We start from the raw sequence: 26,754 nt of genomic DNA, 5'->3' as shown, positions 1-26,754 counted from the left end.
GATGACCAGCAGCCACGCCGGGACCCCACAAGCCCGCGCGAAAATCCACACCACACTCACCGACTTTGAAATAGCCCTGCAAATTCGGGGCTCCCCGGCGGCTTCTCCACAGTTGTGCATCCACAGCCTGTGGACCATGTGGACAACGGCTTCCGTGACCCGCCGAGGAAGAGTTTATCCCCAGGTGCGAACTACAAGGTTGTAGTTCTCCACATCCGCCCAATGGGGCTATGAAGTGCCACGACGCATGTTCTAGGCTGTCCGTTACGGGTTCCCCCACTCTGGTTTATCCACTGCTGTGTACAACTCTGTGGAAAACTAGCCAGAACCCGCCGCTACCGTCAGGAGAAATTCATGCACCAGGACAATCAGCCCCTGCTCCAACAGTGGGCCGAATGCGTCCGGTACATGAAGGAGCACCCTAGCGTGACCGGACGGTCCCGGGGCTTCATTTCCTTGTCCGAACCCCAGGGGCTCATGGGCACCACTTTGTTGGTGGCCGTGCCCAATGAGCGCACGCGGGAGTACTTCCAACACCGCAGCATGGCCGCCGTGCTGGACGAGGCCGTGGGTCGGGTATTCGGGCCGGAAACTCTGGTCGCGTTCGTGGTGGACACAGAACTCGGTCTGACCCCGCCGCAGAACGAGGCTCCGGCCGTGGACTCACAAGGCCCCTCGATTGAGGAACTCGAAGCCGAACGCAATCGCAGCGCCCCGCAGACACCGACCCATCACGGCGTGGATGTTCCGCGTACCGACCATCCGCGTCCGATGCCCAGTGGTCTGACCGATACCATGGCCGCGGAATCCACCACCCGCGTTTACGGAGACCTACCCCCTCGCAGAGATCCGCAGGCGGTGCCGCCGGCTCACCCGCGCGAACCGCTGAGCACCACGAACGGCACGGACACCAGCCCCTCGGACGCCGAGTGGGACAGCTCCGCACGGTTGAACCCCAAGTACGTGTTTGATTCATTCGTGATCGGTCAGTCCAACCGCTTTGCCCACGCCGCAGCCTTCGCTGTGGCCGAAACCCCCGCCAAGGCATATAACCCGCTGTTCATATACGGCGATTCCGGGCTGGGCAAAACCCACTTGCTGCACGCCATCGGCCACTACGCCAAGCGGCTTTACCCCAAACTGCGCGTGCGTTATGTGAACTCCGAGGAGTTCACCAACGATTTCATCAACTCGATCCGCGATGACGAAGGTTCCTCCTTCAAGGGCATCTACCGCAACGTGGACATGCTGCTCATCGACGACATCCAGTTCTTGGCCGGCAAGGAACACACGCAGGAAGAGTTCTTCCACACGTTCAACGCGCTGCACAATCACGAGAAGCAGATCGTGATCACCTCGGACATGCCACCCAAGCAGTTGACCGGTTTTGCCGAGCGCATGCGATCCCGCTTCGAGTGGGGTTTGATCACGGACGTGCAGCCGCCTGAATTGGAAACCCGCATCGCGATTCTGCGGAAGAAGGCCATCAGCGAGGGCATGGACGCCCCGGATGACGTAATGGAGTACATCGCATCCCATATCTCCACCAACATTCGTGAGCTCGAGGGTGCACTGATCCGTGTCACGGCATTCGCCTCACTGAACAAGCAGGCGGTGGATCTGCCGCTGGCCGAGCTGGTGCTCAAGGACTTGATCACCGAGGACGGCGGGCAGGAAATCACGGCGGCGTCGATCCTCGGCCAGACCGCGGCGTTCTTCAACATCACCTTGGACGAGCTCAAGTCCAAGTCCCGCACCCGCACGCTCGTGACCGCGCGGCAGATCGCCATGTATTTGTTGCGTGAGCTCACGGACATGTCTCTGCCCAAGATCGGTCAGGAGTTGGGCGGGCGTGACCACACCACCGTGATGCACGCGGACCGCAAGATTCGCACCCTGATGGCCGAGCGGCGTCAGATTTTCGATCAGGTCACGGAGTTGACCAACCGCATCAAGCAGCAGTCCCGCGAGGGCTGAGCCCGCGGCTCACCACGTCTTGAGGGTCCCGGCCAGTCGGCCGGGACCCTACTTTTTTGTGATTCGTCCACAGGTTCCCAGCCCTCGGGACCAGCCACGACGCCGCTCCATACACAGGTTACGGTGGCCGTGTGGACGGATTGTGCACAACCGGGAATCACCCGATGTGGAAAACTTTGTGGACAACGTTCGAGCTTCGGTGGATAAGCATCCCGGTGCGGGGGACGACCCTGTGGATTCCGCGACATAGCGCGGAAGTTACGCACTGAGCGACCACAGACGGGCCCGAAGTTAAGCACAGGACGTCAACAGGCTCGAGCCGTTCAAACAGCGGGAAGCAGGCAGTTATCCACAGTTTCCACATGGGTTATTAACACTCTTACCCTTAAAGAGAAATCCACCGAATAACAAAAATCTTGTGCCCACGCCTCGTCCCAAGCCCGGACGAGAACCTGTAATTACAAGTTTGCGCACTCCACTCGGCTCGTGTGGGCTCGAAAGTCGCCGCTCAAGGCGGATACGATGCACACGGCGAGTTACATATTTTTAGACCAAAGGGGCATTGCCGTGAAGTTCTCCGTCGAGCGCGACGTACTGGCTGAAGCAGTCACATGGACGGCACGATCCTTGTCACCACGCCCGCCGGTCCCCGTTCTCTCCGGTCTCCTGATCAAAGCCGACAGCGGTTCACTATCGATCGCAAGCTTTGACTACGAAATCTCCGCTCGCCTGACCATCAGCGCTGATGTCCAGGAAGAAGGCACCACCCTGGTCTCCGGCCGCCTCCTGGCGGACATCTGCCGTTCCCTACCCTCGGCACCCGTGCAGGTCGAGGTCGACGGCGGCAAGGTCACGCTCACGTGCAAGTCCTCCAAGTTCAACCTCGCGGCCATGCCCGTCAATGACTACCCCCAGTTGCCGGCACTTCCGGAACTGTCCGGTGTGATTGCCGGTGATGAGTTCGCGCACGCCGTGGGTCAGGTGAACATCGCTGCTTCCAAGGACGACACCCTGCCGATCCTCACGGGCGTACGCATGGAGATCGACGGCGAAAAAATTACGTTGCTCGCCACGGACCGGTACCGGTTGGCCATGCGTGAACTCACGTGGCGGCCTTCTGATCCCACGATTTCCACGGCGGCTCTGATCAAGGCCAAGACCTTGAACGACATTGCCAAGACACTCGGCGCCGCCGGGGACGTCAATGTGGCACTGGCGGACAACGCGGAGCTGGTCGGTTTCGAATCCGGTGGCCGCCGCACCACCAGCTTGCTGATCGACGGTGAGTACCCCAAGATTCGCTCGTTGTTCCCGGAGAACACCCCGATCACCGCCGCGGTCAAGACGGCGGATCTCGTGGAAGCGGTTCGCCGCGTCTCCTTGGTCGCCGAACGCAACACACCGGTGCGACTGGCCTTCACCCAGGGACAGGTGGCATTGGACGCCGGCACCGGTGAGGACGCGCAGGCTTCCGAGGTCCTGGATGCCCAGCTCAACGGTGACGACATCACCGTGGCGTTCAACCCGACCTACCTGTCCGAAGGTTTGCACGCCTTCGATTCCCAGTACGTGCGGTTCTCCTTCACCGCACCTCCCAAACCCGCGGTTCTCTCCGCCCAGCAGGAACTGGATGGCGAGGACAACGTGAATTACAAGTACCTGCTGATGCCGGTCCGGTTGCCCAACCAGTGATCGTGTGTTCGTAGACCACCTGTCCCTGCTGGATTTCAGAACCTACGCGAGTCTCGATCTGCCCCTGGTCCGCGGGCTGACCGTGTTCGTAGGTCCCAACGGCGTGGGCAAGACCAACGTGGTCGAGGCCATCGACTGGGCCGCCAATCTCTCATCGCACCGCGTTGCCAGTGACACCCCGCTGATCAAGACGGGGGCCGAACGGGCAATCGTGCGGATCCGAGTCCGCCGCGCCACCCACCACACGGTTCTGGAGTTCGAACTCAACGACGGCCGGGCCAACAGGGTACAGATCAACCGTGCAGCTCCGGTGCGCGCACGGGAAGCCATGGGTGTCCTTCACACCGTGGTGTTCTCTCCGGAGGATCTGACGTTGGTCAAGGGAGACCCGGGGCACCGGCGGAAGTTCCTGGACGATCTGGCAACCTCCATGCGGCCGGTGCTGGTCGCGGCCCGCAGCGATTACGACCGGGCCCTGAAACAACGCAACGCGCTGTTGAAATCCGCCCGTTACTCACGCCAGAACGCGCAATCCCACCAGGCAACCCTTGCCGTGTGGAACGAGCAGTTGGCGCGGGCCGGTGCAGCGGTCATGGGGGCGCGGCTTCAGTTGCTCAAGGCGCTGGAGCCCGAAGTGGATCGGGCCTATCAGCAGCTCACGGACGGTCCGAAGCACGTGGGGCTGCGCTACGAGTGCTCGTCAGTGGACCCCGCTGTCGACTCCGCGGCCCTGGAGCATTTTTCCGTGGGGGACCTCTACGAGTTGATGCTGCAGGCCTTCGATCGGGTCCAACGGCAAGAGCAGGAACGCGGGATCACCCTGGTGGGTCCGCACCGCGATGACATGGTGATTTCACTCGGGGACACCCCGGCCAAGGGCTATGCCTCCCACGGTGAGACGTGGTCCACGGCCCTGGCCCTGCGGCTGGGTTCCTGGTACGTGCACGTGGCCGATGACCCCAATGAGGGCGCAGCACCCGTGCTGATCTTGGACGACGTGTTCGCCGAACTGGATGCGCGGCGTCGGCAGAAGCTGGCTCAACTGGTCCAGCGGGCCGAGCAGGTATTGGTGACCGCCGCTGTGGACGAGGATCTTCCGCGGGCGCTGCGCGAGAACCCGCACCGCGTGGTGCGCGTGAGCCCCGGGCGGGTGGACGTACAGGACGCCCCGGCCGGCGAGGCGCCCCCCGATCGAGGCGAGCATGACTGATCCGGCCCGGGACGACGTCGTCGATGCCGCCGCCTCCGCGCTGCAACGCGTGCGTCGAGCGGCTCAGGAGCGCGGAGATGCGCGGTTGTCCAAGGCGGCCGCGGCCAAGAACATGAAGTTCTTCGGACAGGCGATGGAGGACGGCACGGGATCGCCGGCACTCAAGCAGCGTTACAACCGGCCCGTGGATGCCCGGCAGATGGGTGGTTACTCCGGACCGGGGAAGTCGGCGCGAGATCCACGCAAGCTGGGCAATATCGTGGATTCACTGATCGTGCACCGTGGCTGGAAGACGCCCGTGAACGTGAGCAGCGTGCTCGCGGACTGGGCCTCGCTCGTGGGGGCGCGCAATGCGGAGCACACGTGGCCCGAGAGCTTTGAGGACACCGTGGTGCGCGTGCGCTGCGACTCCACCGCGTATGCCACCCAATTGCGGTTGATTCAATCGCAGATCCTGCGCACCTTCGCGGACCGGCTGGGGGAGGGCATCGTGACCAAGCTCGAGATCCACGGGCCGGTGGGGCCAAGTTGGAAGAAGGGCCGGTGGACCGTCCAGGGCCGCGGGCCCCGCGATACCTACGGATAACCGCGTTTCATGGCCCGGATGAGGCGGTAAACGCCGCAATTCTCAGAATCACCCCGGTTCATGTGGTCCCCCAGCGGACTGGGCCCCCGGGGCGTCTGCGGGCCGTTGAGCGCTTTATCCGGTAGAATTGGGGTACAAGATCTTTTTGTCCCGCCAGCCGATGAGCCGCGCGCCGTCTCATCGGCTGTATTCATGCGGGCCGACCAATCGATCTACGTCGATTACGCAGGAGGACCGGAGACCCCGTGGCTACAGAGGATCCCCTACAGCACGAGTACGGTGCCGGTGATATCACCGTTCTGGAAGGCCTGGAGGCCGTCAGGAAACGTCCGGGGATGTACATCGGTTCCACCGGACCTCGCGGACTGCACCACCTGGTGTACGAGGTGGTCGACAACTCCGTCGATGAGGCACTCGCCGGCTACTGCGATCACATCGAGATCACACTCCAGGCTGACGGCGGTGTGCGCGTCTCCGACAACGGTCGCGGTATCCCCGTGGACATGCACCCCACCGAGGGCAAGCCCACCGTGGAGGTGGTCATGACCATCCTGCACGCCGGCGGTAAGTTCGGCGGCGGCGGTTACGCCGTCTCCGGTGGCCTGCACGGCGTGGGTATTTCCGTGGTCAACGCCCTGTCCGCCCGCGTCAGCACCGTGGTGCGCCGGCAGGGTTATGAATGGCGGATGAACTTTGCCAACGGCGGTGTCCCGCAGGGCCAGCTGGAAAAGGGTGAGGCCACCGAGGAGACCGGTACCACTCAGACGTTCTACCCTGACCCCGAGATCTTCGAGACCGTCGATTTCGACTTCGAGACGCTGCGCGCTCGCTTCCAGCAGATGGCCTTCCTGAACAGGGGACTGCGCATCACGCTCACGGATGAGCGACAGCAGGACGAGTCCGGTGAGGAGATCGCCGGGTCCCAGACCAAGGTTTCCGCGGAGGAACCGGTCGAGGGGCAGGACGGCGGCACCGTCAACGCCGCGAATGGCCAGACCCACACCAACTCGAACGGTGACCTGCAGGTCGTCTACAAGTACGACAATGGCCTGCTGGACTACGTGACTTTCTTGAACTCGTCCAAGAAGGCCGATCTCATCCACGACGATGTCATTGCGTTGGAAGTGGAAGACGACGACAAGAAGATGTCGTTGGAACTGGCCATGCAGTGGACCACCGCGTTCACGGAGTCGGTGCACACCTATGCCAACACCATCAACACCCACGAGGGTGGCACGCACGAAGAGGGCTTCCGCTCCGCGCTGACCACCCTGATCAACCGTTACGCGCGAGAGAACAAGCTGCTGCGCGACAAGGACGAGAACCTCACCGGCGACGACGTTCGCGAGGGGTTGACCGCGGTGGTGTCCATCAAACTGGGCGAACCCCAATTCGAGGGCCAGACCAAGACCAAGCTGGGCAACTCCGAGGCCAAGACCTTTGTGCAGCGCGAGATGTTCGACTTGTTCGGTGACTGGCTCGAGCGCAATCCGGCCCCGGCCAAGGACATCATCCGCAAGGCGATCTACGCGTCCCAGGCCCGCTTGGCCGCGCGTAAGGCGCGCGAAACCACACGACGCAAGGGCTTGCTGGAATCCGGTGGCATGCCGGGCAAGCTCAAGGACTGCTCGTCCAAGGACCCCACGCTCTCCGAGATCTACATCGTGGAGGGTGACTCCGCGGGTGGTTCGGCCGTGCAGGGCCGTGACCCCGGTCGCCAGGCCATCCTGCCGTTGCGCGGCAAAATCTTGAACGTGGAGCGCGCGCGCCTGGACCGTGCGCTGTCCAACGCCGAGGTTCAGTCCATGATCACCGCGTTCGGCGCGGGAATCGGCGATGACTTCGACATCGAAAAGGCCCGCTACCACAAGATCGTGCTCATGGCCGACGCGGACGTGGACGGCCAGCACATCACCACTTTGCTGCTCACGCTGTTGTTCCGGTTCATGCGCCCGCTCATTGAGCACGGCTACGTGTACCTGGCGCAGCCGCCGCTGTACCGCATCAAGTGGTCCAACGCCGCCCACGACTACGTGTTCTCGGACGCCGAGCGTGACGAGGTCGTGGCCGAGGGTCTGGCCAAGAACCGTCGCCTGCCCAAGGACAACGGCATTCAGCGTTACAAGGGCCTGGGCGAGATGGACTACACCGAGCTGTGGGAGACCACCATGGACCCCGAGCACCGCACGCTGTTGCAGGTCACCATGGACGACGCCGCCGCGGCGGACCAGGTGTTCTCCGTGCTCATGGGTGAGGACGTGGAATCCCGCCGCGAATTCATCCAGCAGAACGCCAAAGACATTCGGTTCCTCGACATCTAGAACATGTTGTCCGCCGCATATTCCGTATGTGGCATGAATGCCGAACCGTGGGATTTGAGAAGAAACGGATAGCAACGAATGAGTGACGAGACTCCGGACGGAAACGTCCCGGTCGACCCCGAGAACTCGATCGAGCTCGAAACGGACGAAGGCGACGTCGTCGTGAGCACTGGCGATCACGTGGAGCAGGTGGACCTGCAGACCGAGATGCAGCGCTCGTACCTGGACTACGCCATGGCCGTGATCGTGGGCCGTGCACTGCCGGACGTGCGCGACGGTTTGAAGCCCGTGCACCGCCGGGTGATCTACACGATGTTCGACGGCGGTTACCGCCCCGAGCGTTCCTTCAACAAGTGTGCCCGCGTGGTCGGCGACGTGATGGGTAATTACCACCCGCACGGTGACTCCGCGATCTACGACGCCCTGGTGCGACTGATCCAGGGCTGGATCATGCGCTACCCGCTCGCGCTCGGCCAGGGTAACTTCGGCTCGCCCGGTAACGACGGCGCCGCGGCCCCCCGTTACACCGAGACCAAAATGGCTCCGCTGGCCATGGAGATGGTCCGGGACATCCACGAGGACACCGTGGATTTCCAGGACAACTACGACGGCAAGCAGCAGGAACCCACCGTTCTGCCGGCGCGCTTCCCGAACCTGCTGGTCAACGGTTCCTCCGGTATTGCCGTGGGTATGGCCACCAACATTCCGCCGCACAACCTGCGCGAAGTGGCGGACGGCGTGCAGTGGTACCTCCAGAACCCCACCGTGGACCGCGAGACCCTGCTCGAAGAACTCATTAAACGCGTCAAGGGCCCGGACTTCCCCACGGGAGCTCAGATCCTGGGTCACAAGGGCATCGAGGACGCCTACCGCACCGGCCGCGGCTCCATCACCATGCGCGCCGTGGTCAGTGTGGAGGAAATCCACGGTCGGACGTGCCTGGTGGTCACCGAACTGCCGTACCAGGTGAACCCGGACAACCTGGCCGTGAAGATCGCCGACCTCGTCAAGGACGGCCGTGTGCAGGGCATTGCGGACATGCGCGATGAGACCTCCGGTCGTACCGGTCAGCGTCTGGTGATCGTGCTCAAGCGCGATGCCGTTCCCAAGGTGGTGCTCAACAACCTCTACAAGCACACGCAGCTGCAGGAGAACTTCTCCGCCAACATGCTGGCGCTCGTGGACGGTGTGCCCCGCACCCTGTCCCTGGATGCTTTTGTGCATCACTGGGTCACGCACCAAATGGAAGTCATTGTGCGTCGCACCCGGTACCGCCTCAAGCAGGCCGAGGAAGAAGCACACATCCTGCGCGGTCTTCTCAAGGCACTTGACGCCCTGGACGAGGTCATTGCGCTGATCCGCCGTTCTCCCACCGTGGAGGAGGCCCGCAACGGGCTCATGGAGCTGCTCGACATCGACGAGGCCCAGGCGCAGGCAATCCTCAACATGCAGCTGCGCCGCTTGGCCGCCCTGGAACGCCAGAAGATCCAGGACCGGCACGCCGAACTCGAGCGTTTGATCGCTGAGTACCAGGCGATCATTGCCTCCGAGGACCGGCAGCGCGAAATCATTTCCGAGGAACTCACGGAGATCGTCAACCACTACGGTGATGATCGCCGCAGCGAGATCCTGTTCGGTTACGACGGCGACATGTCCATGGAAGACCTCATTCCCGAAGAGGAAGTGGTCGTCACCATCACCCGCGACGGGTACGTCAAGCGCACGCGCTCGGACGAGTACCGCTCGCAGCACCGCGGCGGTCGGGGCATCAAGGGCGCACAGTTGCGTGGCGGTGACGTGGTGGAGCACTTCTTCGTGACCACCACGCACAACTGGATCCTGTTCTTCACCACGTTCGGTCGGGTGTACCGCGCCAAGGCGTACGAACTGGTCGAGGCCGGCCGTGACGCCAAGGGTCAGCACGTGGCCAACCTTTTGGAGTTCCAGCCGGACGAGCGCATTGCCCAGGTCATGCAGCTGCGCACCTACCAGGACGCCCCGTACCTGGCTCTGGCCACCCGCCGCGGTCTGGTCAAGAAGTCCCGGTTGTCCGACTACGACACCAACCGCACCGCCGGCGTGATCGCTATCAACCTGCGCGACGACGACGAACTGGTCTCGGCCATGCTCGCGACTCCCGCGGACGACATCATGTTGATTTCGCATCTCGGCCAGTCGTTGCGTTTCACCGCCGACGACGACGCCCTGCGTCCCATGGGTCGCGCGACCTCCGGGGTGACCGGCATGAAGTTCCGCGACGGTGACAAGTTGCTGTCGGCCAACGTGGTCACCGACGACGCCTTTGTGTTCGTGGTGACCGAGGGCGGCTACGCCAAGCGCACCGCGGTCAGCGAATACCGAGTGCAGGGCCGTGGCGGCCTGGGCATCAAGGTGGCCAAGCTCGCCGATGACCGCGGCGGCCTGGTCGGTGGCCTGATCGTGGGCGAAGCGGACGAGGTTCTCGTGGTCATGTCCGGCGGCAAGGTGGTTCGCTCCAATGTGGCCGAGGTTCCCGCTCGCGGGCGCGACACGATGGGCGTGATTTTCGCCAAGCCCGGGTCTTCGGACCACATTGTCGGAGTTGCTCACAACGCCGAACGCGAGATCGAGAAAAAGGTGGATTCCGACGCCGAGGAGGGCGGCGACGTCGTCCCCGAGGAAGCGCAAGAAGACGCCGCGGACCAGGGCAGTGATGCCGGGGCTCCCTCAGACGATGCAGTAGCGTTGGAAAACCACGACAACGGAGGTGAAGCATGAGCGCAAGCTCTGCCTCGAAGGGTTCCAAGCCCCCCAAGAACTCCCCGGTGAGCCCCTCCAAGGGTGGCACCACCACCGCGGAGAAGAAGCCGGACTCGCCCGCTGCGAAGAAGCCACAGAATCAGTCCACCAAGGGACTGGTTCGTCCCGCACCGCGCGCCAAGGTGCGCCGCGCGCGGCTGGTGGTGTCCAAGGTCGACACCTGGTCGGTGCTCAAGCTTGCCTTCCTGCTCTCCGTTGCCCTGGGCATCATCATGGTCGTGGCATCGTTGGTGCTGTGGCTCGTGCTGAACCTCACCGGCCTGTTCGACGGGATCAACGAGATGCTGTCCATGCTCGGCGGCAATGCGGGCGGCACGGACATCAAGGAGTTCCTGTCCCTGGGGAACGTGGCACTGTTCGCCACGATCATCTCGGTGGTCAACGTGATCCTGCTGACGGCGCTGTCAGTGTTGGGCGCTTTGTTGTACAACATTGCGGCCGCTCTGATCGGCGGTATCGGGGTGACGCTGACCGACGACTGATCGGTTCTCGATTTGGCGCCGGGGGATACCTCCGGTAAAGTTTCAGTTCGGTCAACCAAGAAGTTAACTTGTTGGTTGACTGTGCTACGGGCGTATAGCTCAGACGGTTAGAGCGCTTCGCTGATAACGAAGAGGTCCCAGGTTCAATTCCTGGTACGCCCACTCACTGAGTTCACGAGTTAAATCGTGTGGAGGTAGCGATGAAGGCACGAATCGCAGCACTGGCTGCACTCGCGGGCCTGTCCGTCGCGGCTTTCAAGGCTTGGCGCGAGGCGGAAGCCAAACGCGAAGCATGGGACTCAGTTGTAGATCCCGTGGACTGAACGGTCTGGGAACGTGGCTCACCCAACGGTGGGTCGCCAGTACGTACGGGGCCTTAGCTCAGTTGGTAGAGCGCCGCCTTTGCAAGGCGGATGTCAGGAGTTCGAATCTCCTAGGCTCCACAGTCAAAACCTCCGGGTTCCCATTGCGACAGGGGCCCGGAGGTTTTTTTGTGCGCGATTTAATGACTTGGTTGTCCAACGTATTAGGGGCCAGCAGAACCTCGATTTTCATCCCAAGGGACCGCAGGACCCTTGGGCAGAACAAGCGGGGCTTTACCGCCACTCCAGGCGCAGAATGGGGTTCCCAACACACCCTGAACGCGTGACGGCGTCTGCCCACGACGTGGCGCTCCCGGACATTTCCGGACCACGAGCCTCGTAGGTGCCGCAGGGGCCTCGAGGAATGGGAGCGCATGCGCGTTCGAGCCCAGCAGACGATGAAGGCAACCGCTGACCGATCGGGACGTCAGTCGGGAAGGCGGCCGAGCGACGTCGGCGGGTGAAATATTCGAAACCTCTCTGCCACAGTTGTGTGCCGAAACGCCCGAACAGTTAACGCGTGAAATGATGACGAGTAATTGATGTGACCCTTCTCATGCTTGCCAAGTCAGTGGAGTAGCCGAATGCGCGATAAAACAGCCTTACTGCCGGATACGTCGGTGAATCCGAGTGAGCAGTTGGAACGGGTCAGGAAATGGCGGATCGTGGGCCCCGGCCTGGTGGTCGCCGCCACGGGGGTGGGTGCTGCGGACATGGTTGCGACCCTGACCGCGGGTTCTCGTTACGGGTACGCGCTGTTGTGGGCCGTGATCGTGGGCACGGTCATGAAGGTCGTTCTGGTGGAGGGCGCGGGACGCTACTCGTTGTCCAGCGGGCGGACCATCTTTGAGGGCTGGCGGTCGCTGGGGCGTTGGACATCCTGGTACTTCGGTCCGTACATCCTCATCTGGGGTTTTGTGTACGGCGCGACCGCGATGTCCTCTTCCGCACTTCCCTTGGCGGCTCTCTTCCCGATCCTGCCGTTGTGGGCATGGGCCATCATGATGGGTCTGATCGGCTTTGGCATTGTGTGGTCGGGACGCTATGCGGCGGTGGAGAAAATCACCGCGGCCATGGTGGGCATCATGTTCCTGGTCATGGTGGGACTGGCGATCATCACGTTGCCCAACATCCCGGAGATGCTCAAGGGTCTAATCCCCGTGATCCCGCAGGGAGGCGTGGTTTACACCCTGGCACTGGCCGGTGGCGTGGGCGGCACCATTACCTTGGCGGCATACGGCTATTGGCTGCGTGAGAAGGGCTGGCACCAGCCGCGGTGGATGCGTGTCATGCAGTTGGACAATACCGTTGCATATGCCATTACCGGCATCTTTGTGTTGGCCATGCTGGTGGTGGGCGCCGAGGTCCTTTACTCCGCCGGCTATGCCATCAGCGCCGGCGACCGCGGCCTGCTCGACTTGGATGCCGTGTTGCGCGAACGCTACGGCGATGTGATCGGCGTGATCTTCCTGATCGGGTTCTGGGCCGCGTCTTTCTCGTCCGTGGTGGGCGTCTGGTCCGGTGTCTCGCTCATGTTCGCCGATTACTGGGGCAATATCCGCAACCGTCCCAAGGACCACCCGGACACCCGCAACGGCGGCAAGTACTTCAAGTTCTACCTGCTGTGGCTTACCTTCCCGCCCATGCTTCTGCTGCTGCTGGACCGGCCGGTGTTCCTGATTCTGCTCTACGGGGTGCTGGGTGCATTATTCATGCCGTTCCTGGCGGTCACCCTGCTGGGGCTGCTCAACACCTCGCGCACGCCCAAGAATTGGCGTAACGGCATGTTCACCAACGCGGTGCTGGTGATTTGCGCCGTGCTGTTCGGCATCCTGGGCATCTACCAAGTGTGGGACACCGTTTCGGACGTATTCTCCTAGCGGCACCGCACCGCAGAACGGCCTTGAACGACGACGCCGCCGGCGCCCCTTCTCGGGGCCCGGCGGCGTTGCGGTGCTACTCAGTCAGCGCGAGGCCGGCTCAGATCACTTGTTGTTGTCCTCGGGCTTGGAACCCTTGATTTGTTCCTTGACCTCGTTGACGGTCTGCTTGGCATCTTCAGCGACGGACTTGGCGCCGTCGGATGCGCGGTGAGCAGCCTGGGACGCAGCGCCCTGGTCGTTCACGGACGACGTGGGATCCTTGACGTCATCAACCTTGGCACCCTGACCTGCGGCCACGGTGGTGGAGTTGTTGACCGGGGAAGCGGACACGCGCGGTGACGTGGTGGCCGGGGTCTTCCAGGGATCCTGGACCGGACGGGAAGCGCGCCACGCGGCCACGCCTGCCACGGCACCGGCGGTGATGAGACCGAGGATCAACAGGCCCTTGTTGCCACCCTGGGCCTTCTTCTGCTTCTTGGCGTACTCCTTGGCGGAGTTGCGAGCAGCCTTCTGGATGCGCTTGACGGTCTTCTTGTCACCGGTGAGCTTGGTGATCAGAGCGTCGAACTGGTCCGAGGTGTCTGCATCCGCGACCTTGGCTGCCAGAGCAGCCACGGCGCCGTCGTACTTGCCCTGAGCTGCGGCGCGGCCCTTGGCGGTGTTCTTTGCCGCCTTGGCGGCCAGGGGAGCGGCAGCGGCTGCACCGGCTGCGGCGGCCTTCTCACCGCGAGCCTTTACGGTGTCGCTCAGGTCCTGAGCCTTACCCAGGCCCTCCTGGACGTAGGGGCCCGATGACTGAACTCCGGTGGCCAGGGCGGAAGCGCCCGTCTCCACACCGTGCTGCAGCTTGGTACCCAGGTGACCGATTTCGTTGGACAGCCATGCACCGGCGTCCACGACCTTTCCCTCGGCACCCTTCTGGGCTGCCTTGGCCTTCTTCTGGTTTTCGCTCTTGAACAAGCTCATAACGTGTCCCTCCTGAAGTAGTGACATTAAAAAGCTCCACAATCATCATACGGGCTGTTGCGTAGCCCAGAAGGGCCCAATCAGCGGATTCACGGGCTTTTCACTGTGCGCGGAACGACTCCCGGCGCCCTGGCGCACACCGGGGAGCGTGCCACAATGGCACCATGACTGCTATTGCCACACACAAGGCGACCATCCACACCAACCACGGCGACATCGTGGTGGAACTCTTCGGTAACCATGCGCCCAAGACCGTGAAGAACTTTGTCGGCCTGTCGGACGGATCCCAGGAATGGGCCGATCCCCGCACCGGTGAGAAGCAGAACGGTCCCCTCTACAAGGACATCGTGTTCCACCGCATCATCAAGGATTTCATGATCCAGGGCGGTGACCCGTTGGGTCAGGGAATCGGTGGACCCGGGTACAACTTTGACGACGAGATCCACCCGGAACTGAATTTCAACGCGCCCTACATGTTGGCCATGGCCAATGCCGGTCTGCGTAACGGACGCGGAACCAACGGGTCCCAGTTCTTCATCACCACCGCACCCACCACGTGGCTGCAGGGTAAGCACACCATCTTCGGTGAGGTAGCAGATGACGATTCCAAGAAGGTCGTCGACGAGCTCAACAACGTTCGCACCGGCGGTCAGGACCGCCCCGTGGAGGACGCCGTGATCACCTCCATCGACGTCGAGAAGCTCTGACCCAGAAGCTTTTCGCAGCCAAGGCCCACCCGTTGACCGGGTGGGCTTTGTTGTGGATATGACCAGTAGATATACGGGAGCAGACATGAATGAGCGTCCTCGAGAGAACCAGGATGACCCGCAGGGCCCGTGGCGGGATCGGCCCGTTCCTGCCCCGCAATACGGTCAGTACATTTCGGGCCCACAGGCTGGCCCCGGTCCGGGCAACCCGCTCGAGCCTGCTCGCTCTCCGCGGTCGCCTCAGCAGCGCGGTGGTCGCGGTGTTCCACGCCGCCGCGGGGGCGACATGCCGGCCTCCTGGGTAATCATTGGGCTGTGCGTGGCCGTATGGGGTCTCCAATGGCTGGTCTACGCAGCCACGCCCTACAACCTGGCCTCCATGTTGGGGTACGCGCCGGTCCTGACCAGCTCCCAGCCATGGCGCATGCTCACCTCGGGCTTCGTGCACTCCATGCCGTCACCCGTGCACCTGTTGCTGAACATGTACACCCTTTATCTGTTCGGTCGGATGCTCGAACCACTACTGGGGGCGTGGCGGATGGTCGTGCTGTTTGTTCTCTCCGTCCTGGGTGGCTCCCTGGGAGTTCTGCTGCTGGGCCAACCCAATGTCCTGGTGATCGGGGCCTCGGGCGGTGTCTTCGGATTGTTCGGGGCGGTGTTCATTTTCATGCGTCATTTCAAGCGCAGCATCACGCCCATCGTGGTGCTCATCGGGATCAACCTGGCGTTCGGATTCCTGGTGGGCGGGATTGCCTGGCAGGCCCACGTGGGCGGCCTGATCGTGGGCGCACTGGTGTCCTTGGGTATGCTTCCGGGGCTACGAAAGCGGCGTTGATAAAGCTTGTCCACAGGGGTTGTCCACACCTGTTAACAACTTACAGACATGTAATTCCACAACTGTGAACAACCCTGTGGATACCGGGACCGCGCGGCTTGCGACCCCCGTGAAGTACATGTTGTTCGGGATATGCACAATGTTCTCCACACCTGTGGATAACTCTTGTGCACCGGCTGGGGAGAAGCACACGTGCGAGTGAATCGCACCACAAGTAGTTCACCCCGTGAACAAAAACCGGCACCTTGGTAGACGCGCCTCAATACTCCGCGTTAAAACCCACCCTTCGAAAGGCTCTGCTCGCATGCCCCCAATGACTCCCGCCCGTCGCAGGCTCGCCCTGTTCGCACTTGCCCTGGGCGGATTCGGTATCGGGTGCACGGAGTTCGTCTCCATGGGGTTGCTACCGCAGATGGCGCAAGACATGTTGGGCGAGACGTACGCCACGGCGCCCGAGCAGGGCATTGCCCAGGCCGGCTGGTTGATCAGCGCCTACGCCCTGGGTGTCGTGGTGGGTGCACCACTGATTTCTGTGCTCGTGGCACGCGCGTCCCGGACCACCATGCTCCTGGTGATGGCGGTGGCTCTCTTGGGGGGCAACGCGGCCTCCGCGGTGGCACCGGAGTTCGAGGCCTTGATGGTCATGCGCTTCCTGGCCGGCTTGCCCCACGGCGCGTACTTCGGTCTGGCATCGCTCGTCGCTGCGGACGTGATGGGCCCCGGTAATCAGGCCAAGGGCGTTGCACTGGCGCTGTCCGGACTCACCGTGGCCAACGTGGTGGGCGTTCCCACCATGACCACGCTGGGTCAGGCCCTCGGATGGCGTGCGGCGTACATTGCCGTGGCGGTGGTGTTCCTGGTGACCCTGGCCGCCCTGTGGCTCACCGTGCCGTCCCAACGCCCCATTGCCGGAGCGAGCCGCAGGGGTGAGCTGTCTGCACTTCGGTACGGGCAGGTATGGATCGTCATGGGTGTTGCCGCAATCGGTTTCGGTGGGTTCTTCGCGATCTTCAGCTATCTCACCCAGATGAGCCGCGAACTGGCCGGGTTGCCCGGTGGCGCGGTGCCGTGGTTGCTGGCGACCGTGGGCGTGGGCATGACGGTGGGCAATATCGCCGGTGGCATCAGCGCTGATCGCTACCCTAAACAATCCATGATTGCCGGGTTCCCGGTGCTCGCACTGGTCATGCTGGCCGTGTGGGCTCTCGTGGGTAATCCCGTGGGGATCTTCGTGGCGGGCCTAGCCATGGGCCTGGCCAACTCGTTCGTCATGCCGTCCATCCAGAGCTGGCTCATCGACGCCGCCGGTGACGCACGTTTGCTGGGCGCATCCCTGAATCACTCGGCCTTCAACGTGGCCAACTCCATTGGCGCCGTACTGGGTGGCGCGGTGATTTCTGCGGGCTTCGGCTACCGCTCGCCGGCACTCGTCGCGTGCGCCCTGGTGATAGTGGGCGGACTGCTCGCCCTCTACGGAGCCAAGCGGCAGAAGGGGCTGGCACGGCGCCATCGAATCACGGTCGAGATGGCCGCTCCGGAACCAGAAACCAACTGACCACCGGTCGTTTCACCCGTAGTCACTCGTGGTGCGCCGCACGGAGCCGGCGAGTAACCCTGATGGGGAACGTAACCACGCGCGTCACGTCACATCACGTGGACAACGGGGCGAGCGGCGTCGTCGGGCTCGGCGCGCCGCAGGATTTCGTGAACCACCGTGGCGGTCTGGCCCTGGCCCCACAGCAAAAACCGCAGATAATTACGCACGGGTGAGCCCGAAGACCACTCGAGATACACGTGGGGTGGCACACCGGTCTGATCGCGAACCCACAGGGCGACCCCCGCGAGGCACGTGGGAACGGAGGAGCCGTCCACGTGAATGATGTGGTGCGAACACACGGTGCGTGAGACCAGGGAGACCTTGTCCGAAAAATCGGACGGATCGCGCAGTTTGACCTCCACGAACCACACATCCGAATCCTCGACCAGGGCTTGAGAACGGCGCTCGACGGACAGTTTTTGCTGGTAGTCCTCGTCCACGCCCTGAGGGTCGGGGTTGCGCGGAATCAACTGGACGGCGCGGCCGCGAGAAGCGGTCATCGAGGTACGCAGGGCGGAATCGGCGCGGAGGTCCGTGATGCGCAACTCCGAGGCGCGCCACACGCGCGAGGCGAAGGAAATCACCAGGATGCAGAACACGAAGACCGCCGCGATCTTGATGCCGTCCGGGCGTTCCACCACGTTGGCCACGGTCGTGTAGAGGAACACTGCCGTGATCAGTCCGTACCCCCGGGCGAGGCGCGGGCGGCCACGATGTCCGGCGGACAGCGTGACCGCGAGCGCCGCGGAGGTCATGAGAACCAGCACCCCGGTCGCGGAGGCCCCGGCGAACCACAGGATCAGGATGGTGGACAGGTCGTATGCGCTGCCGAAGACGGGCCCCATGTACTCGTGCGCCACGTACGCCAGTGCGCGACCGTTGGCCCGCCCGCCGGGCGCGAATTCCTGCGGGGGAATCAGCAGAGTGGTGACCATGGACGAAGACAGGAGCATGACGGCCATGATCACGGCGGCCAGTGTCAGCATCTTGCGGGCGCCTCTGATGCGGCCGGCGACGGCGCCGTGGCCGGCCTTGGCGGCGTCGGCAGTGGACCCCGGGTGGATCTGCGTCATGACCGAGACTCCGGTCTCGTATCCGGACATGCCCAGGGCGAGTTTCGGAAACACGACAACCGCCAGGAGCAGGGCCGTCCAGGGATTGGAGTGCTGGGTGGTCACCGCGGACGCCCAGCCGCTCAGAACCTCGGGATGGGTCAGGATGCGCTCGAACCCCACCGCCATGACCGCGACATTGAGGGCCAGGTAAATGGGGACCAGGAAAACGGCCAGGGCAATGGCCTCGCGAAACCCCTTCAGAAACACGGCGGCGAGCAGCGTGATCAGACCACAGGTGATCCACAACTTGGCATCGTTGCCGTGCAGTGGCATGACCGGGTTGTCCACCAAATGGGTTGCGGCGTCCGCGGAGGACAGGGTGATGGTGATCATGAAGTCGGTGCACGCAAATCCCAGGAGCACGAGCACCGCGATCTTGCCGTTCCACCGCGGGAGCAGTTTCTCCAGCATGCGGATGGACCCCGCGCCGTGGGGGCTGACCGCGGCAACCCAGCGGTACACGGGCAAGGCACCGCACAGGGTGACGAGCACCAACACGAGTGTCGCAACGGGAGCCAGCGAACCGGCCGCCAGGGCCGCAATGCCGGGCTGGTAACCCAGCGTGGAGAAATAGTCCACACCGGACAGGCACATCACGGCCCACCAGGGGCGGGTTCGTGTGTCTTCACGCGGGCGTTGATGCGGCCCGTGGTAGGCCGCCGAGTTCTCCTGGTCTGCGAACAACCAGGCTCGGAACCGGTGAAAAACCGCAGTGGTCATGACAATCCTCCGAGGCGTGGGCACGCGAGGTGTTTCTGTTGCACCGCGTGCCTCCGTGGGCCACGGAGCGTGCCCGTACGCTGGGTGGTATCTGACAGCATATTCTTCTCGCGGGTGTCGCACACCGGTGAGATGGCGCGTGATCCGCGGGGATTCGTGGAGGTGCCGGGGACGACATGGCCGATCAGTCTGCGCAGCTGAGCCGCCGGGCGGTGTTCCGGGGCGCTTTGGGTGTTGCCGTTCTGGGCGCGGGCGCGGGCGCCGACGCTGCGCTCGCCGGTTGCGGCGCCGCAGAGAAACCGGGAGTGACCACCGGGCCGTACGGGGTGGCGGTGTGGGCCATCACTTACCGGGGGACCATTCATCCCGATCAGAGGGATCGTGGCCCGGCCCGTGCGGGCTGGCCGGCGGCCGGGTACGATGTCGCCGCGGGAGTTGACTTCGTTCCGCACCTCGCGGAGCACGCACCCGTGGACCTCGACGGGCAACGCACGGTGCTGCTCGGGCACAGCGCGGGTGGGCATTTGGCCACGTGGGCGGCGTCGCGCTCCCAGCTCGAGGAAGATCAGGTCGGGGCGCATCCCACCGTGAAGCCGCTCGGATGCGTGTCGATGGCCGGCGTGTACGACCTGATACCCGCGCATCAGGCCCGGGACTATGTCTCAGCTGCCACGGCCGGGCATGATCCGGCAGAACTGTCCGTGGTGGCCAACGCGGACCACAACTCCTGGACCGTGCCCGACCATCCGGCGTGGTCGGTGGCCCGAGGGCATGTCCTGGAACTTGTGGGCCTCTGAGATCACGCAGCGATGGGCGCGCGGTCCAGGCCATGGGGGTGGAATGAACTCCCGACTCCGCGCGTTGCTGATGTCTGGGAGAAGGCTGCTGTGCCGGACGCAGGCCCGCGCGCGACTTTCCCCGGCCGGGCGTGAAGTCCCGGAGTCGTCGGCGCAGGGTGCCGACACGCTTCTTCTGCGGGGAACACAGTTCACCCACCGGCCACGACAGAAAGACGTCAACCACACCATGGGCCGCCACTCATCCTCCGATACACCCGCCCACGACAGCCGCGCCTCGACTTCCCACGTCGATCGTTGCCCTTCCGCTCCGACCACGGGCCCCCATCGCACTACCGGCCCGGCTTCCGGGGGCGACGCCGCTGGGGGCACCGACCAGCCGGATCCGCGCCGCTGGCGCATCCTGGCCGTACTTCTCGTGGCAATCTTCATGTCCCTGGTGGGCGTGAGCATCCTCAACGTGGGTCTGCCCTCCATCCAGGAAGGCCTGGGCGCCAGTCAATCCCAATTGCAGTGGGTGCTCTCCGGTTACGCGTTGACCTTCGGTGTGGTGCTCGTGGCCGCGGGCCGTGCGGGGGACATCTTCGGGCGGGGGTTCATGTTCATTGCGGGCGTGGTGGTGTTCACCGTGGCTTCGGTGGCGGCGGGAATGGCCGGTGACCCCACCACCCTCACGGTGGCGCGCTTCGTGCAGGGCCTGGGCTCCGGGCTGCTCAACCCGCAGGGCATTGGCATGATCCAGCAGTACTTCCGGGGAGCCGAACGCGGTAAGGCCTTCGGAATGTTCGGCAGCATGGTGGGGATCTCCGTTGGGGTTGGCCCACTGTTGGGCGGTCTGCTCATCCAGATCGGCGGCCCGAGTGAGGGCTGGCGCTGGATCTTCCTGGTCAACGTTCCCGTGGGCATCCTGGCCCTGGTTCTGGCGTTCCTGTGGTTCCCCAAACCCCTGTTCAAGTGCACACGCGGGCAGAGCCTGGGGAAGACACTGCGAGAGCTGGACCCCGTGGGCGCCGTGGTCCTGGGACTGGCCATCCTGGCGCTGCTGTTGCCGTTCATGGAAGCGCGCACGGCGGCCTCAGCGTGGGTGTGGGCCCTGCTACCCGTGGGTTTGCTGCTGCTGGGCGGCTGGGCGGTATGGGAGAAAAAACACAAGCAGAGCGGACACAGCCCCATGGTGGATCTGTCGATCTTCCGTGTGCGCAGCTTCCTGCACGGATCGGTTCTGATCGGCCTGTACTTCCTGGGCATCACCAGCATCTGGGTGCTCGTGGCCCAGTACATGCAGGAGGGGTTGGGTCACACCGCCCTGGAGAGTGGAATGATCGGGCTCCCCAACGCCGTGGCCAGTGCCGTGGCCTCCAACTGGGCCGGGCGGCACGTGCTGCGATTGGGGCGCAAGGTCGTGGTGGCCGGGATGCTCAGTGTCCTGGTCGGCCTTACCCTCAGTGTCATGATCATCCAGTTGCGCGAACACGGGTTGGTCAGCGAATGGTGGTTGTTGGCCACCCTGGCGTTCGTGGGCCTGGGACAGGGCGCGGTGGTCAGCCCCAATCAAACCCTCACGCTGGCCGAGGTGCCCGTGGAGTACGCCGGCAGCTCCGGGGGCATCATGCAGACGGGCCAACGCATCGGCACCTCGATCGGGATCGCCATGATCACCGCGGTGTCCTTCAGCGTGCTGGCCCACACCGACTGGGGACAGGCCATTACGGCGGGCTTCGCGGCCACGGCCCTGGCGGTCATCGCGGCCCTGGTCGTGGCCGTGGCGGATATGCGCTACCGCGCTCGAACGGGCACGGGACGGACCACCACCCGGTGAGCCCACGTGGAGGCCGCGCTCAGATTCCTTTCAGTGAACGGGGAGCATTCTGGTCTCACGCAACCAGAGTCTGTCTGCGGTCACGGCCGTGACGCCCCGTTGGTTCTCACCGGGGCTCCCGCGCCCCGCCCGATCTGATCCGCGCGGCTCCCACGGCACATCCCAGGTGCTGTGTCGCGGCCGGACTCTGGAATACCGTGGTGGCCAAGCGGCATGGACATGAACTGACGAAGGAATAAATATGCGATTGTTGATCGTCGATGACGAAGTGGACCTCTCGGAGTCGTTGCGCCGCGGACTCATCAATGAGGGGTTCGTGGTGGATGTGGCCAACGACGGCGTCACTGGTGCGTGGTTGGCCCATGAGAACCCGTACGACGTGATCGTGCTGGATCTCATGCTGCCCGGAAAGAACGGGTACACAATCCTCAAGGAGATCCGCGCCGAGAAGAACTGGACGCCCGTGCTCATGTTGACCGCCAAGGACGGCGAGTACGACGAGGCCGACGCGTTCGACCTCGGTGCGGACGACTACCTGACCAAACCGTTCAGCTTCATGGTCCTGGTGGCCCGATTGCGAGCGCTCATGCGCCGCGGTGCCCCCGAACGGCCGGTCAACATCACCGTGGGCAGTCTGGAGCTGGACCCGACCCGGCACAAGGTCACCCGGGGGGACGCGGTCATCGAGCTGACCGCCAAGGAATACGTGATCCTGCAGTACCTCATGCAGAACGCGGACACGGTGGTGTCCAAACTGCAGATCATGGACAACGCGTGGGACGCCGCCTTCGAGGGTTCGGAGAACATTGTGGAGGTCTACGTGGGGTACCTGCGCAAGAAAATTGACGTACCCTTTGGCCTCAATACCCTGCAGACCGTACGCGGTATGGGGTACCGGCTGGTTGCGGACACCCCCGCGCCGTGAGCATGAAGGGCGTTCGCAGTCGCTGGGGCGTGCGGCGCAAGACCACGGCGGCGGCCGCTCTGCTCATGATCGTGGTGCTGGTGCTGTCCGGTGTGCTGCTGTTGGAGGTACTCAAGCGCAACATTGTGTCCACCGCCCATGACCAAGCGGTGACGAGCCAGCAGCAGGTGCTCTCGCGGCTGGTGGATGAGCAGGGACCCCCCGACGGCCGCGTGATCTACGTGTGGTCCCGCGCGGATCCCGCCGATCTGCTCCGCGCGGTCGGCCAGCCCGGCGTGCTGGTGCAGCTCACCGATCAGGAGGGCTCGGTGGTGGCCTCTTCACCCCCGATGTCCGGGGACATCGACTTGAACTCGCCGGTTCTCACCCCCGGAGACACGTTCGAATCACGCACGGACAACGACTCGCTGCTGCGCATCCCGAATGATTTCGTCTACGTCTCCGAAGGCATCGTGGTCAACGACGAACCACACACGTTGGTCGTTGCGGTTCCCGTGAACCTGCAGACCAGCTCCCTCACCGTGGTCGCGATCTTCGTGCTGGCCGTGGGCCCGCTCCTGGTGCTGTTGGGTGCGTTGACCATGTGGTGGCTCACCGGGCGTTCCCTGCGACCTGTGCGGCGTATCACCGATCAGGTGCGCACCATTGGCGGAGCCAATCTGGACGAACGCGTGGACGTGCCACCCACCCGGGACGAGATCGCTCAGCTGGCGTCGACCATGAACGCGATGCTCGACCGGCTCCAGGCTTCGGACCTGGCGCAACGGCGCTTCGTGGCCGATGCCTCGCACGAGCTGCGTTCGCCGTTGGCCACGCTGTCCGCCACATTGGACGTGGCCCGCAACGATCCCTCCGGGGAGACCTGGCAGGAACTGTCGCCGGTGCTCGTTTCCCAGTCACAGCGTATGGGCCAGCTGGTGCAGGACCTCCTGACGCTCGCGCGCGCCGACGACGCCGGCCTGGACATGCGCGTGGCCGACACCGACATGGACGAGGTGGTCTCCGAGGAGATCGCCCGCATCAGGCCGGCGCTCCGGCAAGATCTGACGGTCTACATCGAACCGGTGCGGTTGCGCGCGGACGCGTCCAAACTGCAACAAGTGGTGCGGAACCTGCTGTCCAACGCGGGCCGCCATGCGGAATCGCTGATCGAGGTTCGCCTCAGCACGGTGGCCAGGAACGCGGTGCTGACCGTCACCAATGACGGAGACGCCATTGCGCCCGAGGATCAGGAGAAGGTCTTCGAGCGGTTCGTCCGGCTGGACGCCTCGCGCGCTCGCGACACCGGGGGTTCCGGGCTGGGCTTGGCCATCAGTCGCGAGATCGTGCGCGCCCATGGTGGTTCCATATCGGTTGGCGAGGACTCACACGGTCGATGTCGCTTTACGGTGACCCTGCCCCTCCCGCGGGACGCGTCGTAGCGGCCACCGTCTGGCAAAGCCGTCGCTCGGTGCCCTGATCGAGTCTCCCGGGCGGCGTCGGCGGGCGAGCGGGGCGGGGTTACGGGACGATCGTGAACTTGACCTGGCCTTCACCGCCGCGTTCGGCAATGCGGAGCACCTCGGCCACCTGGTCCAGGGTGTGGGTGGGGCCCAAACAGTAGTCGACGTCCACCTCGCCGTCGTGGATGCGACGCACTGCTTCATGGAAGGACTTGAGACCGGGCTCGGACTGGGCTGCCACGGAACCCTGTAGGCGCACGCACTTGCGGAAGACCTCGAAGATCGGCACGAGGGTCGGTTCGAAGCTCTCGTACAGACCGAACCAGCCCACAATGCCGCGGTGGGCCACGATGCCCACGGCCTGGGTGCGCAGCTCATCCGAACCGACGGCCTCAATCACCAGATCCGCGCCTTTGTTGCCGGTGAGCTCGGAGACCACGGCACCGAGGTCTTCGTCCGGAATCAGCACCGTGCGAGCACCGAGCGTGCGCGCGATGTCGAGACGGGCGGGCTGCTTGTCCGACACGATGATGTGCTTGAACCCGCGGCGCTTCGCGTCCTGCAGGAAGAACAAGCCCGCGGAACCGGCGCCCATGATCACGCACGTGCCGGCAGTGCGTGCGGGAACCTCGGTGGGCCAGTACAGGTCGAACGCGTAAATGCAGGTGCCCAGTTGCTGGGCCATCATGTAGCGGCGCATCTGGGTGAGATCGTTGCTGTCCAGATCCAAGGGCAGCGCGACCGCGTGGTCGTCATCGAGGAGCATGTACTCGGCGAAGGCCCCGCCGAACTCACCCGGGGGAACGCACAGCACCGCGGTGCCCTCGGGGAATTTCTGGGAGTTGGATTTCGCGACCACGCCCACACCCTCGTGGCCCGGGTAGCCCGCGCGCTCGGGACCCATGGGGTGCAGCGTGCCGTGCAGCGCCGCGTGCAGGTCCGATCCACAGACCGACGCCGCCGTCATCCGCACCACGAACGTTCCCGGCTCGGTGGCCCGGGGCGTGGGCCACTCACGCACGGTGATCACGCCGGTTTCGGGCACGTGGGTTGCGCGCACGGGGGAACTCCTTTGCTGGGAGACTGAAAAAGCTAATGATTTCAACGGTACTTCAGGGGCCGCCCCCGTCTGCGGGATCGGTTCTGATACCACGGGTCCGACAGGTACTTATAGGGTGGACCAAATGTCACTTCCCCGCGCGCTCAAACCCTTTGGCACGCCCGCCTACGCGGTGTTGGCATTTGCCATGTGCATGAGCGTGTTCGGATCCGGTCTCTGGGCGGTGGCACTGGTTGCCAAGGTGATGGCGCTGGGCGGCTCGGCGGTGGACCTGTCCATGGTCACCGCTGCGGGTGCCGTGGGAGCGGTCGCCTTTGTCCTGGTGGGCGGCGTGACCGCGGATCGTGTCCGGTTGAGTCTCATCCTGCGCTGCGTCGAGGCAATCAACTTGCTAACCGCCGCCGTGATCGTGCTGCTGACCTGGACCGATAACCTCGCCCTGTGGCACTTGGCCGTTGCCGGGTTCGTCTTTGCGGGGGCTCTGGGGTTCTTCTATCCCGCCTATTCGGCGGCGTTGCCGCGGATCCTGCCCGCCAGCCAGTTGTTGGCCGCCAACGGCGTGGAAGGAACCGCCAGGCCCCTGTTGCAGATTGCCGCCGGCCCCGCGGTGGGCGGTTTCCTGGCGGGTCTGGCCTTCCCCGCGCTCGCAGTGGTCGCGATTGCCGTGTGCCACGCGGCGGCCTTCACCCTGATGTTGTTCCTGCGCATTCCCACGACCGGCCGGTTCGGGGAGGAAGAATCGCAGGGTTCCACGGCGGTGCCGACCACGTCGATCCTGCGGGATCTGGCGGACGGGTTCCTCTACTCGGTGCGTACACCGTGGTTGTTGTGGACCCTGCTGTGGGCCATGACCGCGGTGTTCCTGTTCATCGGCCCGCTCGAAGTCCTGGTCCCGTTCCTGGTGGTGGATCGGCTGGGCGGTTCCGTGGCGAGCTATGGCGCGATGCTCGGCCTGTACGGGGTGTCCACGGCGCTGGGTTCGCTGATCACGGCGTCCATGCCCCTGCCACGTCATTATCTGACCACCATGATCTGGTTGTGGGGCTTCGGCACGCTGCCCTTCGGCCTGGTGGGCATGACCGATTCCTGGTGGGTCATGGCCATTGCCCTGTGCGTGTTCGGTGCCACCGGTGGCGCGGGGCAGGTCATTTGGGGCACGTTGCTGCAGCGCCGCGTGCCGGTGCACATGCTCGGCCGTATCTCGTCCCTGGACTTCTTCGTGTCCCTCTCACTCATGCCCGTGTCCATGGCGGTGGCGGGGCCGGTCTCGCAGATCCTGCCTCCGGAGGCGATCTTCTGGGGTGTGGCCGTCCTGACGCCTCTGCTCGGCGTGGTCGCGGTATTCGCGGGCCGCATGCACAAGGACCAGGCCGAGCATCCGCTGCGGTAGCCCACCCGAGCGAAACGCGACGACGCCGCCCCCGGACCTTTCGCTCGAAAGGTGCCGGGGGCGGCGTCG

Annotated in this window: 20 protein-coding genes and 2 tRNA genes; 19 read left to right on the top strand and 3 right to left on the bottom strand. The window is 64.1% G+C overall.

Going from position 1 to position 26,754, the window contains the following annotated elements; translation table 11 throughout:
- The first annotated feature begins 354 nt into the window (after positions 1-354).
- The 11 genes from dnaA (at position 355) to ABEA06_RS05000 (ending at position 13,309) form a co-directional block, all read left to right on the top strand.
- Positions 355-1,977 carry a chromosomal replication initiator protein DnaA gene (gene dnaA, locus ABEA06_RS05050; protein ID WP_303381729.1) on the top strand — a complete coding sequence of 541 codons (1,623 nt, stop codon included), beginning with the start codon at positions 355-357 and terminating at the stop codon, positions 1,975-1,977.
- A 567-nt stretch (positions 1,978-2,544) separates the two neighbouring features.
- Complete coding sequence (gene dnaN, locus ABEA06_RS05045; RefSeq protein WP_312396797.1) at positions 2,545-3,669, top strand: DNA polymerase III subunit beta; 1,125 nt, start codon at positions 2,545-2,547, stop codon at positions 3,667-3,669.
- Between the two features lie 4 nt (positions 3,670-3,673).
- Positions 3,674-4,879 (top strand): DNA replication/repair protein RecF, encoded by a 1,206-nt coding sequence (gene recF / locus ABEA06_RS05040; protein ID WP_345310781.1) that lies wholly within the window; start codon positions 3,674-3,676, stop codon positions 4,877-4,879.
- A complete protein-coding gene (locus ABEA06_RS05035) occupies positions 4,872-5,465 on the top strand; it encodes a DciA family protein (RefSeq protein ID WP_303381726.1) in 594 nt (197 codons plus the stop codon). The genes recF and ABEA06_RS05035 overlap by 8 nt, the downstream gene beginning before the upstream one ends.
- Positions 5,466-5,710: 245 nt before the next feature.
- Positions 5,711-7,786, top strand: coding sequence for a DNA topoisomerase (ATP-hydrolyzing) subunit B (gyrB, locus tag ABEA06_RS05030; RefSeq protein ID WP_303381725.1), 2,076 nt, complete (start codon positions 5,711-5,713; stop codon positions 7,784-7,786).
- A gap of 78 nt (positions 7,787-7,864) precedes the next feature.
- Positions 7,865-10,543, top strand: coding sequence for a DNA gyrase subunit A (gyrA, locus tag ABEA06_RS05025; protein WP_345310780.1), 2,679 nt, complete (start codon positions 7,865-7,867; stop codon positions 10,541-10,543).
- A complete protein-coding gene (locus ABEA06_RS05020) occupies positions 10,540-11,067 on the top strand; it encodes a DUF3566 domain-containing protein (RefSeq protein WP_303383629.1) in 528 nt (175 codons plus the stop codon). Before gyrA ends, ABEA06_RS05020 begins: the two co-directional genes overlap by 4 nt.
- Before the next feature lie 88 nt (positions 11,068-11,155).
- A tRNA-Ile gene (locus ABEA06_RS05015) sits at positions 11,156-11,229 on the top strand.
- A gap of 38 nt (positions 11,230-11,267) precedes the next feature.
- Positions 11,268-11,390: a hypothetical protein gene (locus ABEA06_RS05010; protein ID WP_303383628.1), complete on the top strand. Its 123-nt coding sequence runs from the start codon at positions 11,268-11,270 to the stop codon at positions 11,388-11,390.
- Positions 11,391-11,437: 47 nt separating this feature from the next.
- Positions 11,438-11,510 (top strand) — tRNA-Ala (locus ABEA06_RS05005).
- Positions 11,511-12,013: 503 nt separating this feature from the next.
- The gene (locus tag ABEA06_RS05000; RefSeq protein WP_345310779.1) at positions 12,014-13,309 is read left to right on the top strand and encodes an Nramp family divalent metal transporter; all 1,296 of its coding nucleotides are present in this window, start codon (positions 12,014-12,016) and stop codon (positions 13,307-13,309) included.
- A 105-nt stretch (positions 13,310-13,414) separates the two neighbouring features.
- Here ABEA06_RS05000 and ABEA06_RS04995 read toward each other — a convergent pair whose 3' ends face one another.
- Positions 13,415-14,278, bottom strand: coding sequence for a hypothetical protein (locus ABEA06_RS04995; protein WP_303382101.1), 864 nt, complete (start codon positions 14,276-14,278; stop codon positions 13,415-13,417).
- Between the two features lie 164 nt (positions 14,279-14,442).
- Here ABEA06_RS04995 and ABEA06_RS04990 point away from each other — a divergent pair, with 164 nt between their 5' ends.
- From ABEA06_RS04990 to ABEA06_RS04980, 3 genes are all read left to right on the top strand, one after another.
- Positions 14,443-14,985, top strand: coding sequence for a peptidylprolyl isomerase (locus ABEA06_RS04990; protein WP_303382100.1), 543 nt, complete (start codon positions 14,443-14,445; stop codon positions 14,983-14,985).
- Between the two features lie 85 nt (positions 14,986-15,070).
- On the top strand, positions 15,071-15,820 hold the full coding sequence (locus ABEA06_RS04985; protein WP_345310778.1) for a rhomboid family intramembrane serine protease: 750 nt from the start codon (positions 15,071-15,073) through the stop codon (positions 15,818-15,820).
- A gap of 313 nt (positions 15,821-16,133) precedes the next feature.
- Positions 16,134-17,375, top strand: coding sequence for an MFS transporter (locus ABEA06_RS04980; RefSeq protein WP_345310777.1), 1,242 nt, complete (start codon positions 16,134-16,136; stop codon positions 17,373-17,375).
- An 89-nt stretch (positions 17,376-17,464) separates the two neighbouring features.
- Here the strand turns inward: ABEA06_RS04980 and ABEA06_RS04975 are convergent, their stop codons facing one another.
- Complete coding sequence (locus tag ABEA06_RS04975; protein ID WP_345310776.1) at positions 17,465-19,252, bottom strand: APC family permease; 1,788 nt, start codon at positions 19,250-19,252, stop codon at positions 17,465-17,467.
- Positions 19,253-19,428: 176 nt separating this feature from the next.
- On the opposite strand from ABEA06_RS04975, the gene ABEA06_RS04970 reads away from it, so the two are divergent.
- From ABEA06_RS04970 to ABEA06_RS04955, 4 genes are all read left to right on the top strand, one after another.
- Positions 19,429-20,049, top strand: coding sequence for an alpha/beta hydrolase (locus ABEA06_RS04970; protein WP_312396533.1), 621 nt, complete (start codon positions 19,429-19,431; stop codon positions 20,047-20,049).
- 418 nt (positions 20,050-20,467) lie between these two features.
- On the top strand, positions 20,468-21,868 hold the full coding sequence (locus ABEA06_RS04965) for an MFS transporter (RefSeq protein ID WP_312396530.1): 1,401 nt from the start codon (positions 20,468-20,470) through the stop codon (positions 21,866-21,868).
- Positions 21,869-22,109: 241 nt separating this feature from the next.
- Positions 22,110-22,793, top strand: a complete 684-nt coding sequence (locus tag ABEA06_RS04960; RefSeq protein WP_303382095.1) for a response regulator transcription factor — start codon at positions 22,110-22,112, stop codon at positions 22,791-22,793.
- Between the two features lie 2 nt (positions 22,794-22,795).
- A complete protein-coding gene (locus ABEA06_RS04955; RefSeq protein WP_303382105.1) occupies positions 22,796-24,214 on the top strand; it encodes a sensor histidine kinase in 1,419 nt (472 codons plus the stop codon).
- 79 nt (positions 24,215-24,293) lie between these two features.
- On the opposite strand, the gene ABEA06_RS04950 is transcribed toward ABEA06_RS04955, so the two are convergent.
- Positions 24,294-25,295 carry a zinc-binding dehydrogenase gene (locus ABEA06_RS04950; protein ID WP_345310775.1) on the bottom strand — a complete coding sequence of 334 codons (1,002 nt, stop codon included), beginning with the start codon at positions 25,293-25,295 and terminating at the stop codon, positions 24,294-24,296.
- Between the two features lie 124 nt (positions 25,296-25,419).
- Here ABEA06_RS04950 and ABEA06_RS04945 point away from each other — a divergent pair, with 124 nt between their 5' ends.
- A complete protein-coding gene (locus ABEA06_RS04945; RefSeq protein ID WP_303382093.1) occupies positions 25,420-26,685 on the top strand; it encodes an MFS transporter in 1,266 nt (421 codons plus the stop codon).
- Positions 26,686-26,754: the final 69 nt, after the last annotated feature.

This window comes from Kocuria gwangalliensis (assembly GCF_039544365.1).
Classification (GTDB): Bacteria; Actinomycetota; Actinomycetes; order Actinomycetales; family Micrococcaceae; genus Kocuria; species Kocuria gwangalliensis.
The sequence above is the reverse complement of the archived record's forward strand: the minus strand, read 5'-3'. Positions and strand labels throughout refer to the sequence as shown.

Excerpts from the sequence above, each read along its gene's own strand:
- ABEA06_RS04980 (WP_345310777.1), top strand. The coding sequence starts at position 16,134 with ATGACTCCCGCCCGTCGCAGGCTCGCCCTGTTCGCACTTGCCCTGGGC.
- gyrA (WP_345310780.1), top strand. The coding sequence starts at position 7,865 with ATGAGTGACGAGACTCCGGACGGAAACGTCCCGGTCGACCCCGAGAAC.
- ABEA06_RS04975 (WP_345310776.1), bottom strand. The coding sequence starts at position 19,252 with ATGACCACTGCGGTTTTTCACCGGTTCCGAGCCTGGTTGTTCGCAGAC.
- ABEA06_RS05035 (WP_303381726.1), top strand. The coding sequence starts at position 4,872 with ATGACTGATCCGGCCCGGGACGACGTCGTCGATGCCGCCGCCTCCGCG.
- ABEA06_RS04985 (WP_345310778.1), top strand. The coding sequence starts at position 15,071 with ATGAATGAGCGTCCTCGAGAGAACCAGGATGACCCGCAGGGCCCGTGG.
- ABEA06_RS05000 (WP_345310779.1), top strand. The coding sequence starts at position 12,014 with ATGCGCGATAAAACAGCCTTACTGCCGGATACGTCGGTGAATCCGAGT.
- ABEA06_RS05010 (WP_303383628.1), top strand. The coding sequence starts at position 11,268 with ATGAAGGCACGAATCGCAGCACTGGCTGCACTCGCGGGCCTGTCCGTC.
- ABEA06_RS04955 (WP_303382105.1), top strand. The coding sequence starts at position 22,796 with ATGAAGGGCGTTCGCAGTCGCTGGGGCGTGCGGCGCAAGACCACGGCG.
- dnaA (WP_303381729.1), top strand. The coding sequence starts at position 355 with ATGCACCAGGACAATCAGCCCCTGCTCCAACAGTGGGCCGAATGCGTC.
- ABEA06_RS04960 (WP_303382095.1), top strand. The coding sequence starts at position 22,110 with ATGCGATTGTTGATCGTCGATGACGAAGTGGACCTCTCGGAGTCGTTG.
- ABEA06_RS04995 (WP_303382101.1), bottom strand. The coding sequence starts at position 14,278 with ATGAGCTTGTTCAAGAGCGAAAACCAGAAGAAGGCCAAGGCAGCCCAG.
- ABEA06_RS04945 (WP_303382093.1), top strand. The coding sequence starts at position 25,420 with ATGTCACTTCCCCGCGCGCTCAAACCCTTTGGCACGCCCGCCTACGCG.
- ABEA06_RS05020 (WP_303383629.1), top strand. The coding sequence starts at position 10,540 with ATGAGCGCAAGCTCTGCCTCGAAGGGTTCCAAGCCCCCCAAGAACTCC.
- ABEA06_RS04990 (WP_303382100.1), top strand. The coding sequence starts at position 14,443 with ATGACTGCTATTGCCACACACAAGGCGACCATCCACACCAACCACGGC.
- ABEA06_RS04970 (WP_312396533.1), top strand. The coding sequence starts at position 19,429 with ATGGCCGATCAGTCTGCGCAGCTGAGCCGCCGGGCGGTGTTCCGGGGC.